This is a genomic window from Ensifer sp. Root31 (assembly GCF_001424825.1).
GTDB classification, from domain to species: domain Bacteria; phylum Pseudomonadota; class Alphaproteobacteria; order Rhizobiales; family Rhizobiaceae; genus Ensifer; species Ensifer canadensis.
Map to the genome: position 1 here is coordinate 410,474 of NZ_LMCO01000066.1, position 12,020 is coordinate 422,493.

Here is a 12,020-nt window from a genome sequence, read left to right on the forward strand (position 1 = left end):
GAATGCGCCGGCATGATGTCATTTTAGCCTTTCGACGGAAGTAACATTTTTTTGATGTCCTTGTCACAACAGCATAATTTGACGCGGCCGCGCGATTCTTGATCGTCTCGACCGCGTCGTTCCAATAACATGACTACAGCAGTCATGTTTGTACGTGACGGCTCTACCGTCCGCCGGCCCAGCCCTGCCAGACGGTGAAAGCTGCGACCAGCACCAGAACAACGCCGGCGATACGGCCGATCAGAACCGTCGCACCGGGGCTGCCGACGAGAAAGTCGCGGCCGCGACCGGCGGCGAGCGCCAAGCCGCCATAGACGGCAAGCTGGGTGGTGGCGATCATCAACGCCATGACCGCCGCCTGCGACCATACCGGCCCGAATTGGGGTTTGAGAAACTGCGGATAGACCGCCAGCATGAAGAGATAGGCCTTCGGGTTCATCAGGCTGGTGAGTGCGCCCTGACGAAAGCTCGCCCAGCGCGACAGCCGCGCGGCGCCGTCGATACCGCCGATGGTGATGGAACTGCGGATGAGGGAATAGCCGATCCAGGCGATATAGGCGGCACCGCCGATGAGCAGCACGTTGAACAGTTGCGGCACCAGATGAAGGATGACGCTGACCCCGAGCGCCGCGTAGAGGGTGTGAAGGACACCGCCCGCCATGATACCGGCCGTCGCCGACAGGCCGGAGGCTCGCCCCCCGGTCAGCGAATTCGCCAGCACGAAGATCATATCCATGCCCGGCACGATGATGATGCCGAAGAGAAGGGTGAAGAAAAGCCAGAGATTTTCCGTATAGCTCATGTCAGTTGTCCGAGGTCCGTTCGATCGTTGCCTGAGCGGATTGCTTATTTTTCAATCCGTTGCCCAATGTTATAAGCGTCGCCAACTGACAGGGTCTTGTCAGGAGCGTTTTGGAACAGCGGAGTTTTTTCGATGCGCAAGGCCTCGCGCCTGTTCGAGATTATCCAGATCCTGCGGCTGGCCCGAAAGCCGGTGACCGCCGCTGAAATGGCCGAGACGCTGGAGGTGACGCCGCGCTCGATCTATCGCGATATCGCCGCCCTACAGGCCATGCGCGTGCCGATCGAAGGTGGTCGCGGCATCGGTTATATCCTGCGCCCCGGCTTCGACCTGCCGCCGCTGATGTTCTCGATCGAGGAAACCGAGGCGATCGTACTGGCGCTGGCGCTGCTGGCGCGCACCGGAGACGAGGAGCTGAGGGCGGCAGCCGGCCGCGTCAATCAGAAGATCACAGGTGCTGTGCCAGAACCGCTGCGGCTTGCGCTTCGCTCACAGGCGCTGCATGCCTGGGGAACGGTGGCACCCTCACCTACCGGCGTCGATCTGGCACTGGTGCGTCGCGCGATCCGCGACGAACGCAAGCTCGGCATCGACTATCGCGACGAACTCGGCCGCGCCACCGAGCGGACGATCCGGCCGGTCGCGTTGATCTACTATTCCGAAACCGCCAATATCGTCGCCTGGTGCGAGCTGCGTCAGGCGATCCGCAACTTCCGCGCCGATCGGGTCGAACATTGCGAAGCGACCGACGACTTCTTTCCAGGCGAAGGCGAAGGCCTGCGGGACCTCTGGATCAGCGGCTGGCGGCCACAACCAGGCGGGGCATGATCGTCTCCAACTGCAGGGTTCGATCCGTTTCGCGGCCGTAGCCGCGGATTGCCATTCTGTCCGCATGGATCTCGACGATCGCATAGGCTGTCGTATCCGGCGTCTCGACCATGCCCTTGATATTGACGAAATGAGTGCCGTCGGCGAGGCCGTAATTGCCGTCGTGGTTGTGACCGCAGAAATAGGCGCCGACGTTTTTGAAACGACCGAAGAGATCGACGATGCGCTGGCTGTCCCACATGTTGTGGGCGTTCGGCGGATAGACCGGGTAGTGGCCCATGACGACCACCTGCTCGCCGGCAGCCTCCGCCTTGCGCAGCGTCTCCTCCAGCCAGGCGAACTGCACGTCGCCGAGCGCGGCATTCCAGGGATGGGCGTTATCGGCCCCTTGCGATTTCAGCGTCTCGATCCACGTCTCGGCTGCGGTTCGCCGCGGGTCGCCGGGTGGCGGGGCGAAAAGGCTGACCTCGTTGCCGTCGATCAACACGAACCGCCAGTCGGCCATCGCAAATGTCTGATAGGGCGAGGGCATGCCGACCCGGCCGAAAACCTGCCCGAGCTTCTCCGGATCGACGCCGAAATCATGATTGCCGAGCAGAAAATGCTTGGGATGACGAAGCTTGTCGTAGAGCGGCAGGATCGCATCGAAGCTCTGCCAGCCTCGATCGATGATATCACCGAGCGTCACCACGAAGGCGAGGTCTTCGGCGTTGAAGGTCTCGATCGCTTCGGCGAGCTTCGTCAGGCTGTTGGCATAATAGCGGCCGAGGACGAGGTTCGGTTCCACAGCGGCATATTGCGGGTCGGCGATGACGCCGAAGCGGAGGAGAGGTGATGTGTCTGCGTGCATGGTGCTTCTCCCTACAGCGCTGCGCGTCCTATTAGATGCGCAAAGGTTGCTGTAGCACTTTGAATTGCTGCATGTTTTTATCCTTAAATCGAAGACGATTTAAGGAAACATGCAGTAGCGCCGGGCGATGACACGTTGGTGACGGCCGAGCATCCCGCCTCCACCGGTCACCCCCAAACGAAAAGACCCGGCGCAAGCGCCGGGTCCTGAAGTCGAGGCTTGGGAAGGCTTACTTGGAAGCCGCTTCGTACATTTCGAGTACGTAATCCCAGTTGATCAGGCTGTCGACGAACGCTTCGAGGTACTTCGGGCGCGCGTTGCGATAGTCGATGTAATAGGAATGTTCCCAGACGTCGACGCCGAGGATCGGCGAAGCGCCGTGAACGAGCGGGTTCTCGCCGTTCGGGGTCTTGGAGATTTCGAGCTTGCCGTTCTTGACCGAAAGCCATGCCCAGCCCGAACCAAACTGGCCGGTGCCAGCCGCGATGAAATCGGCACGGAACTTGTCGTAGCCGCCGAGATCCGACTTGATGGCTGCGTCGAGCTTGCCCGGCAGGCTGGTGCCGCCGCCGCCCTTCTTCATCCACTTCCAGAAGTGGATGTGGTTGTAGTGCTGGCCGGCATTGTTGAACAGCGGCTGGTTGGTGCCATAGGACTTCTTGACGACTTCCTCGAGCGAGAGGTCGGAGAGACCGGCTTCCTCGGCAAGCTTGTTGCCGTTGGTCACGTAAGCGAGGTGGTGCTTGTCGTGGTGGTACTCGAGCGTCTCGCGCGACATGTAGGGCGCCAGCGCATCGTAGTCATAGGGAAGGTTCGGCAATTCGAAAGCCATGTGGGCATCTCCTCTTGGCATGGGATTTCGTCAAAGAAATCTGTGAGCGGGAACATAGGCACCGGCCTTGACGGAGGCAACCGATGCGATGCCAATTTTTCCTCAACCCACGGAATATACTTTCAACATCATTTTGAAAGCGCCCGCGGCCCGAGCACATTCGCGCCACGTTTCGCGGGCAGCGTGCACCCATTGCAACCAGTTGAGAATAAGGACTGAACATGCTGCATCGCCCGATCCTGACCCTTGCCCTTGTGGCAGCAACCGGATTTGCCGCGACCGGCGCCCATGCGTCCTCAGGCGATGCCTGGGAAGAATTCCGGGCCGACGTTTCGGAGAAGTGCATTGCGGCCGCCCCTTCGCTCGACAAGCCGGTCGTCGTCGTCGATCCGTTCGGCTCGGAAAGCTTCGGGCTGGCGCTGGTCTCGGGCAAGCCCAAGGGCGCCGAAAATGCCGTCACCCAGATCTGCGTCTACGACAAGCAGAAGAAGACGGTGGAAATCGGCGGTGAACTGGCAGCCGACACCGTCACGGTCGTGGCACCGGCCGCAGATAAGTAGGCTGTCGCCGGCGATCTGTGATCGCAGGCCCGCGCGGGCTTGCGCGCACAAGCGCTCATGCAAGCGGTTTCCGGCTCTCACCGTCGAGCAACCGGCCGGAAACCGCACCGCCCAACGTCAGGGTTGCGAATCACAGCCGCCACAATTACCGGCAATTCTCCAACCGGAGATTGCCATGAAACCGATCCATATTGCTTCGTTCGCGTTTACCCTTTTGACCCTAGCCTCCTGCGCCCCAAGCCAGCGCGAGTATGAGACGGTGCAGACGGCGGTTCAAGGCAGCCCCGCGCTTCAGAGAGCGATTGTGAAGGATTGCATCAGCAAGAGATGGTCGAAATCCGACCTCGAAACTGGCGCGTTGATCATGAGCGTTCCGATCAACAAGGTCCAGGCGTTGACCTGCAAGCGGTTGACGAGCGCTCTGGCATCGGGCCGGCTGAAGTATGCGGACGTCCGCCCCGGCCAACCTACGGTCAACCTCATAAAGATCGTGCAGGGGCGCTAAGCAGCCTTTCACGGACCAACGGTGGAGACGATCCGGGGCAAGGCCTTGCCGGCTCTTCCGGCCGACCTTGCCACGTTGGCGGCGGAAACTGTCGAAGCCTTCGAGCGCCTGGGCCCCGACCCGCACGGCTCCACCTACGGCTTCTTCGATGGCCATGGCTGGAACATGGCCTTCGACCATGGGGAGCGCCGGCTCAACGGCATCTATGATTTTGCCGATTCAGGCATTGGCCCGCTTCACCGTGAGTTCATCTATTCGAACTTCATTTCGCCGGATCTGACGGCGCGGATTGTCGAAACCTATGAAGAACTGACGGGTCGGGCCCTCGACCGCCGGCGCATCGCGGTGCTGACCGGCGTGCACCGGCTGTCGGAACTGGCCGAACTCGTTGACGATCCCGAGCATGCGCCGACGATGCTGCGCAGCGTCGAGACCTGGGCCGCGACCGTGGCGCGGGCAACCTGACCCGCGCCATAGTCGATCTCGTTAGGCGTCCTGGCTCGAATGGGCCCAATCCATGTAGAGATCGCGTGCCTTGGCGGCGACCGGTCCGGCCTGCAGGTCACGGTCGTCAAGGCGGGTGACCGGCAGGACCTTGGAATAGTTGCCGGAGGTGAAGATCTCATCGGCAGCCTCGAAATCGGCCATCGACAACGTCGCCTCGACAACCTCGAAACCGGCTTCGCGCAACAGCGTCATGACGCGGAAGCGGGTGATGCCGGCAAGGAAGGTGCGGTTGGCGGCCGGCGTGAACACGACGCCATCCTTGACCAGGAAGACGTTGGACGAGCCGGTTTCGGCGATGTTGCCGAGCATATCGCGCACCAGCGCATTGTCGAAGCCGCGCGACCGCGCCTCGGTCAGGATGCGGGCATTGTTGGGATAGAGGCAGCCGGCCTTGGCATCGGTCGGCATGGATTCGAGCGTCGGCCGGCGGAACGGCGACAGGGTCAGAGACGAGCCGCCATGGCCGTTACCCATCGGCGCCTCGAACAGGCAAAGCGCAAAGCGGGTCGATTCCGGATCGATGGCGACCATCCCGGCCGCACCATGCTCGGCCCAATACATCGGCTTGACGTAGAGCGCGGTCTGGCCGTCGAATTTCTTGGCGCCTTCCCAGGTCAAGGCCTCGATCTCTTCCGGCTTCACGGTCGGCTTCAGTCCGAGCGCCGTTGCCGAGCGGTTGACGCGCTGGCAATGCAGGTCGAGGTCCGGCGCGATGCCGTCGAAGAAGCGGGCGCCGTCGAACACGGTCGAGCCCAGCCACATGGCATGGGAGGTCGGGCCGATCAGCGGCGGATTGCCGGACAGCCATTCGCCGTCGACATAGGTCCAGGTCACTGAGCGGGGGGATGTATCGACGGCCATCTGCGTCTCCTTCACGTTTTGTCTTCCGTATCTTCCGCCATAGCTCGAAAAAGCAGCATGGGGGTGAATGGGTACATCAAAAAATGTCATGGCGTCCATTCTGGCACCGGAACGGCCTCTCGCGTAGTCTCTCTCGCAGGGCAAAGGGGCAGACGTGCACATCATCAGGCATCTTGATCAGGACGACGTGGAAATCTTCCGCCGCATACGGCTGGAGGCGCTGCAGCGCGAGCCGCAAGCCTTCGCTTCCACCGCGGCGGATTGGGCGCGGCTGTCGACGGCGGAATGGCAGGCAAGGCTCGCCGCAAACACCGTCTTCGTCGCGCTCGACGGGGGTGAGCCTGTCGGCATGATGGGACTCATGCGCCAGCGCTCCAGCCGGATGGCGCACCGTGCCACCATCATCATGGTCTATGTGCGCCGCGAGGCGCGCGGTTCCGGCGTGGCGCGCGAGCTTCTTGCACACCTGACCGACCATGCCCGCTCGACCGGCATCCGGATGTTGGAGCTCGTCGCCCGCGCCGACAACGAGACGGCCATCCGCTTCTACAGGCGCGAAGAGTTCCACGAAATCGGGCGCGTTCCAGGTGGCCTGCTCGACGGCGAGGAAGAGGTCGACGAAATTCTGATGGCGCGGCACATAGACGGTCGCGCCGCACCGGCCAGACATCGCAAGGAGTGCCCCGATGAAAGCCATGTACTACGACGCCTTTGAGAAGACGCCCGAGATTCGCACGTTTGCCGATCCGACGCCGACCGAAAACGGCGTGGTCGTCAAGGTCGAGGCGACGGGTCTGTGCCGCTCCGACTGGCATGGCTGGATGGGGCACGACGCCGACATTCGCCTGCCGCACGTGCCGGGCCACGAGCTCGCCGGCATCGTGACCGCCACCGGCCGCGGCGTGATGCGCTACAAGGTCGGCGACCGGGTGACGGTACCCTTCGTTTCCGGTTGCGGCCGCTGCGGCGAATGCCGTTCGGGCAACCAGCAGGTCTGCGAGGCGCAGTTCCAGCCGGGGTTCACCCATTGGGGCTCATTTGCCGAATATGTCGCACTCGATTTCGCCGACCAGAACCTGGTGCATCTGCCTGAGAACATGGACTTCAAGACTGCCGCCAGCCTCGGCTGCCGCTTTGCCACCTCGTTTCGCGCCGTCGCCGACCAGGCACGGGTCAAGGGCGGCGAATGGGTGGCGGTTCACGGCTGCGGCGGTGTCGGCCTTTCGGCGATCATGATTGCTGCTGCACTTGGCGCACATCCGATCGCGATCGACATTTCCGAAGAAAAACTCGCCTTCGCCAAGAAGCTCGGCGCCGTTGCCACGGTCAACGGCCGCGACACGGACGACGTCGCAGGTGCCGTGAAGGAGATCACCAGCGGCGGCGCCCATGTCTCGATCGACGCGCTCGGCCATCCCGTCACCTGCTTCAACTCGATCAAGAACCTGCGCCGGCGCGGCCGCCACGTGCAGGTGGGCCTGATGCTCGGCGACCATGCCACGCCGGAAATCCCAATGGCGCAGGTGATCGGCCACGAGCTCGAGATCTATGGCAGCCATGGCATGCAGGCTTGGCGATACGACGCCATGCTGTCGATGATCGCTGGCGGCAAGCTCAATCCGCAACAGTTGATCGGCCGCGAGATCTCGCTCGAGGAAGCGATCCCTGCCCTCGTTTCGATGGACCGCGCCACCGATCTCGGCATCAGCGTGATCACACGGTTCTGAAGGGGACATTCCAAAGCCTGTTTGCTTTTGGCTGCGGATGCGATTTTGCCCTTAAGTCAGAACCGGTTTCAGGGCAAAATCACCACAGGAAGAATCACGACGAGGTCCTGTCATGGCGCTAGCGGCAGCTGCCACCGGGGAAGAACTCTACAGCCCCGTTCTTAATGCCAATCCGGCCCATCCGAACGGATGGCCCATCCAGATGGTCATCAGTTCACAAACGGAGGCGCGGCACAATCGGGCGCTCTGGGCACCGACGCACCTGATCTCGATGCGGGCGCCGGCGAGCCGGCTGCTGTCGATGATCGAGCTGCCGCCCGAAAAGCACCTGGAACTCTATTTCGGCGACGCCACCGACCCCGATGCTCCTGACGCCGCCCGTCCGGACGCGATCGAGGCGGCCTTCAATTTTATCGACGGCTTGCCTGAGGATGCGCATCTGCTGGTGCACTGTCTGCGCGGCATCGGCCGCGCGACGGCACTGAGCCTCGGCATTCTTGCGCGGTACATGTCGCCCGAGGAAGCGGCCGCGGCGTTGCATGCCCTGCGGCCGGAAGCCAAGCCGAACCGGCATGTGGTCGGGCTTTGCGATGCGGCGCTCGGGCTCAAGGGAAAGCTTGCCAAACAGGCCCTCCGCTTCCCCGCAAAGGTCTGGAAACCAGGCAAAGGCTGACGCCTGGTGGCGCAATGCCGTTGTGCAACGCACAAATCTTTGACATGATCGCGCAAAAGAACGGTATTCGCGGCGTGCCAACACCGGCACAATGCGGTAAGCCTTTGTTTTCGGCCACGCTTTTACGGGGTATGACATTTTGTCCCGCTGTGTGGCCGGGGATGACAGACGGGAGGAAAGAATGTCCCACGCGGCCTATGTGTTCGATGCCTATGGCACGCTTTTCGACGTGCATGCGGCGGTTCGGCGCCATGCCGCCGAGATCGGTCCGGACGGACAGGCGTTCTCCGAACTCTGGCGCGCCAAGCAGCTCGAATATTCCTGGGTGCGCTCCTTGATGGGCGCCTATCAGGACTTCTGGCAACTGACCGAGCAATCGCTCGACTACGCATTTTCCCGCTTCCCTTCCGCCGACCGCAAGCTGAGGAAACCGCTGCTTGATGCCTATTGGACGCTCGATTGCTACCCGGAGGTTCCCGCCGTTCTGAAAGGGCTGAAGGAGCGCGGAGCGCGGCTCGCGATCCTTTCCAACGGTTCACCTGATATGCTGGCCGCAGCGGTGCACAATGCAGCGCTCGAGATCGTCATCGACGACGTCTTCTCCGTCGACACGGTGAAGACCTACAAGGCGGCACCAGCGGTCTATGATCTCGTCACCACGCGCTATCGGCTTTACCCGCATGCGGTTTCCTTCCAGTCGTCAAACCGCTGGGACATTGCAGGGGCGACGAAGTTCGGCTTCCGCACGGTCTGGATCAACCGGGCCGACATGCCTGACGAATATCGTGACCAGGGGCCGGCGTTGATCCTGCCTTCGCTCGAAAGTCTGCAATTCGGTATCTGAGGTTTTGTCTCAATGGCTTGGTCGGCGTCGCAATACCTGAAATTCGAAGACGAACGCACGCGGCCGGCACGCGATCTGCTGGCGCAGGTTCCGGACCTGCCCTCCGGTCCTGCCTTCGATCTTGGCTGCGGCCCGGGAAATTCGACCGAACTGATCCACCAGCGATTTGCGGACGCCTCCCTTTCCGGCCTCGACAGCGACGAAAACATGCTGCTGGCCGCCGCCAAGCGGTTGCCGGGCCTGACCTTCGAGAAGGCTGACCTGGCGACCTGGGTGCCGCCGAAGGGCGCGTCGCTATTCTTCGCCAATGCCGTCTTCCAGTGGCTGCCCGATCACCTCGACGTGCTGGAACGGCTGACCGCTTCGCTTGCGCCCGGCGGTACGCTGGCGGTGCAGATGCCCGACAATATCGACCAACCGACCCATCTGCTGATGGAAGAAACGGCCCGCAGCGCCGACTTCGCCGATGCCTTCGAGGGCCGGACGATCCGCCGCAATGCGTTGCCGGCACCGACTGTCTATGTCGAGCGTCTGTCGCGCCATGCGCCCCATATCGAGGTCTGGCACACGATCTACTATCACCGGCTGGCGAACACCAAAGCGATCGTCGAATGGGTCAAGGGCACGGGCCTGCGCCCCTATCTCGATGCGCTGCCGCCTGAGCGACGCGACGCCTTTGCTGCAGCCTATACCGACCGGATCCGTGACGCCTATCCGGCGATGAGCGACGGCCGGGTGCTGTTGCGCTTTCCCAGGTTCTTCGTCGTCGCCGTCAAGGCCGACTAAGACACACCATCCCGCGGGCCATGCATCAGATCCGTTCGGCCAGGAAGTCGATGAAGGCGCGGATGCGGGCCGCGAGATGTTCATGGCCGGCATAGACGGCGTAGACCGTTTCGATCTCGTCCGGCCGATAATCCTCCAGCAACGCAACCAGCCGTCCCGCGGCCAAGTCCGGCTCAGCGTGGAAGCGGCCGATACGGCCGATGCCGACACCGGCGAGACAAAGCTGCTGGACGATCGCGCCGCTCGAGACCTGCAGATTTCCGAAGACCGACAGAAGCTCGGCCGAAGTTTGGCCGGGGGCACGGAAGGCCCACTCGTCGACGCTGCGGCGGAAGTTGAAGCGAATGCAATTGTGATTTTCCAGGTCGGCAGGCGTCTGCGGCACGCCGTGTCTGGCCAGATAGGCCGGTGACGCGATCACCACCGGCCGGCTCTCCATCAGCTTGCGCGCCTTCAGCGACGAATCGCGCAAGGGGCCAGTGCGGATCGCCACGTCGGCCCGTTCGCCGACCACGTCGATCAGGCTGTCCGTCAGGGTCAGATCGAGGCGCACCTCCGGATAACGTTCGAGAAATTCCGGCGCGAGCGGCAGGATGTAGCGCTCGCCGAAGCCGACCGATGCGTTGATGCGCAGAAGCCCGCGGGGAGAGAGCCGGCCGCCGGCCGCAACCAGTTGCTCGGTCTCGGCGATCTCGGTCAGAATGCGTTGGGCGCGTTGCAGGTAGACTTCACCCTCCGGCGTTAATTGCAGGGACCGGGTCGAGCGCACCAGCAGGCGCGTGCCCAGCCGATCCTCGATCCGGGTGACCAGCTTGCTGACCGCAGATGGCGATAGCCTCAGCCGCCGGCCGGCGGCAGAAAAGCTGCGCGTTTCGCAGACGGCGACGAAGACCTCCATTTCACCGGCGCGGTTGTCCATCACTCACCTATGAATTCAGTTCACAGCCGTTTATCCGATTATACGGATTATCGCGCAAGCTCTCCACCCTCATATTCCCGTCGAACACATCAACACCAAAACGCCCGGTCCTCCCAGCCGGACGGGAAAAGGTCTTGTCATGCCCATTGCACTCTTCGCATTGACGATCGCGGCCTATGCGATCGGAACCACCGAGTTCGTCATCGTCGGCCTGCTGCCGACGGTTGCCGACGATCTCAACATCACCCTGCCGCTTGCCGGCCTCATCGTCAGCGTCTACGCGCTCGGCGTCACCTTCGGCGCACCGATCCTGACGGCGCTCACCGGCCGGATCGAGCGCAAGCCGCTGCTGGTCGGACTGATGGCGCTGTTCATCATCGGCAACGCCGCGGCGGCACTGGCGCCGAGCTACGAGCCTCTGCTCATTGCCCGCGTGATTTCCGCCTTCGCCCACGGCGTCTTCTTCTCCGTCGGCTCGACCATTGCCGCCGACCTCGTGCCCGAGGATCGCCGTGCCTCGGCGATTGCCATGATGTTCATGGGCCTGACGGTCGCCATCGTCACCGGCGTGCCGCTCGGCACCTGGATCGGCCAGACCTTCGGCTGGCGCGCCACATTCTGGGCTGTCACCGGGCTTGGAGTCATAGCGCTTGCCGCCATCGCCACGCTGCTGCCAAACACGCTGACCAAGGCGCCGCCGGCAAGGTTGATCGACCAGGTGCGCGTTCTCGGCTCTGGTCGGCTGCTGATCGTCTTCGCCATGACCGCGCTCGGCTATGGCGGTACCTTCGTCGCCTTCACCTTCCTGGCGCCGATCCTGCAGGAAATCACCGGCTTTTCCGAAGGCGCCGTCAGCCTGATCCTGGTGCTCTACGGCGTCGCGATTGCGATCGGCAACATCGCCGGCGGCAAGATCGCCAACCGCGATCCGGTGAAGGCGCTGGTTGGCCTCTTCCTTGCTCAAGCCGTCGTCCTTGTGCTCTTCACCTTCACGGCCACGTCGCAAGTCCTGACGCTGGTGACACTGGCAAGCCTCGGCTTCCTGTCGTTCGCCACCGTGCCCGGCCTGCAGCTCTACGTCGTGCAGCTTGCCAAGCAGCATCGGCCCGGCGCTGTCGACGTCGCCTCGGCGCTCAACATTGCCGCCTTCAACCTCGGTATCGCCATCGGCGCCTGGCTTGGCGGCGTCATCGTTGCCTCGTCGCTTGGCCTCGGCATGACGCCGGTCGTCGGTTCCGTTCTGGTCGTTGGCGCGCTGCTGCTGACGCTTCTGAGCGGCGCACTCGATCGCAAGGCAGAAACAGTCGCCCAGCCGGCTTGACCAAG

14 protein-coding genes and 1 pseudogene are annotated in these 12,020 nt (G+C 62.8%); 10 read left to right on the plus strand and 5 right to left on the minus strand.

Annotated elements, in window-relative coordinates; all coding sequences use genetic code 11:
- Positions 1-163: 163 nt before the first annotated feature.
- Positions 164-802, minus strand: coding sequence for a LysE family translocator (locus tag ASD00_RS36235; RefSeq protein ID WP_025426280.1), 639 nt, complete (start codon positions 800-802; stop codon positions 164-166).
- A gap of 132 nt (positions 803-934) precedes the next feature.
- Here ASD00_RS36235 and ASD00_RS36240 point away from each other — a divergent pair, with 132 nt between their 5' ends.
- The gene (locus ASD00_RS36240; RefSeq protein ID WP_025426279.1) at positions 935-1,630 is read left to right on the plus strand and encodes a YafY family protein; all 696 of its coding nucleotides are present in this window, start codon (positions 935-937) and stop codon (positions 1,628-1,630) included.
- On the opposite strand, the gene ASD00_RS36245 is transcribed toward ASD00_RS36240, so the two are convergent.
- Complete coding sequence (locus ASD00_RS36245) at positions 1,596-2,480, minus strand: metallophosphoesterase (RefSeq protein WP_025426278.1); 885 nt, start codon at positions 2,478-2,480, stop codon at positions 1,596-1,598. The genes ASD00_RS36240 and ASD00_RS36245 overlap by 35 nt on opposite strands.
- 229 nt (positions 2,481-2,709) lie before the next feature.
- Positions 2,710-3,312 carry a superoxide dismutase gene (locus ASD00_RS36250; protein WP_025426277.1) on the minus strand — a complete coding sequence of 201 codons (603 nt, stop codon included), beginning with the start codon at positions 3,310-3,312 and terminating at the stop codon, positions 2,710-2,712.
- Positions 3,313-3,536: 224 nt separating this feature from the next.
- Here ASD00_RS36250 and ASD00_RS36255 point away from each other — a divergent pair, with 224 nt between their 5' ends.
- The 3 genes and pseudogenes from ASD00_RS36255 to ASD00_RS36265 form a co-directional block, all read left to right on the plus strand.
- Positions 3,537-3,872, plus strand: coding sequence for a hypothetical protein (locus ASD00_RS36255; RefSeq protein ID WP_025426276.1), 336 nt, complete (start codon positions 3,537-3,539; stop codon positions 3,870-3,872).
- A gap of 175 nt (positions 3,873-4,047) precedes the next feature.
- Positions 4,048-4,377: a hypothetical protein gene (locus ASD00_RS36260; RefSeq protein WP_025426275.1), complete on the plus strand. Its 330-nt coding sequence runs from the start codon at positions 4,048-4,050 to the stop codon at positions 4,375-4,377.
- 24 nt (positions 4,378-4,401) lie between these two features.
- Positions 4,402-4,842 (plus strand): annotated as a pseudogene (locus ASD00_RS36265) (phosphotransferase); the annotation flags it as partial.
- A gap of 21 nt (positions 4,843-4,863) precedes the next feature.
- On the opposite strand, the gene ASD00_RS36270 reads toward ASD00_RS36265, so the two are convergent.
- The gene (locus tag ASD00_RS36270; protein ID WP_025426273.1) at positions 4,864-5,745 is read right to left on the minus strand and encodes a branched-chain amino acid aminotransferase; all 882 of its coding nucleotides are present in this window, start codon (positions 5,743-5,745) and stop codon (positions 4,864-4,866) included.
- A gap of 154 nt (positions 5,746-5,899) precedes the next feature.
- On the opposite strand from ASD00_RS36270, the gene ASD00_RS36275 reads away from it, so the two are divergent.
- The 5 genes from ASD00_RS36275 (at position 5,900) to tam (ending at position 9,775) form a co-directional block, all read left to right on the plus strand.
- Positions 5,900-6,460, plus strand: coding sequence for a GNAT family N-acetyltransferase (locus ASD00_RS36275; RefSeq protein ID WP_025426272.1), 561 nt, complete (start codon positions 5,900-5,902; stop codon positions 6,458-6,460).
- Positions 6,432-7,472, plus strand: coding sequence for a zinc-dependent alcohol dehydrogenase family protein (locus ASD00_RS36280; protein ID WP_025426271.1), 1,041 nt, complete (start codon positions 6,432-6,434; stop codon positions 7,470-7,472). Before ASD00_RS36275 ends, ASD00_RS36280 begins: the two co-directional genes overlap by 29 nt.
- 112 nt (positions 7,473-7,584) lie before the next feature.
- Positions 7,585-8,145, plus strand: a complete 561-nt coding sequence (locus ASD00_RS36285) for a phosphatase (protein WP_025426270.1) — start codon at positions 7,585-7,587, stop codon at positions 8,143-8,145.
- 181 nt (positions 8,146-8,326) lie between these two features.
- Positions 8,327-8,989 (plus strand): haloacid dehalogenase type II, encoded by a 663-nt coding sequence (locus ASD00_RS36290; protein WP_025426269.1) that lies wholly within the window; start codon positions 8,327-8,329, stop codon positions 8,987-8,989.
- Positions 8,990-9,001: 12 nt separating this feature from the next.
- On the plus strand, positions 9,002-9,775 hold the full coding sequence (gene tam, locus ASD00_RS36295) for a trans-aconitate 2-methyltransferase (protein ID WP_025426268.1): 774 nt from the start codon (positions 9,002-9,004) through the stop codon (positions 9,773-9,775).
- Between the two features lie 25 nt (positions 9,776-9,800).
- Here the strand turns inward: tam and ASD00_RS36300 are convergent, their stop codons facing one another.
- Complete coding sequence (locus ASD00_RS36300; protein WP_025426267.1) at positions 9,801-10,694, minus strand: LysR family transcriptional regulator; 894 nt, start codon at positions 10,692-10,694, stop codon at positions 9,801-9,803.
- Between the two features lie 139 nt (positions 10,695-10,833).
- Here ASD00_RS36300 and ASD00_RS36305 point away from each other — a divergent pair, with 139 nt between their 5' ends.
- Positions 10,834-12,015 (plus strand): MFS transporter, encoded by a 1,182-nt coding sequence (locus tag ASD00_RS36305; protein ID WP_025426266.1) that lies wholly within the window; start codon positions 10,834-10,836, stop codon positions 12,013-12,015.
- Positions 12,016-12,020: the final 5 nt, after the last annotated feature.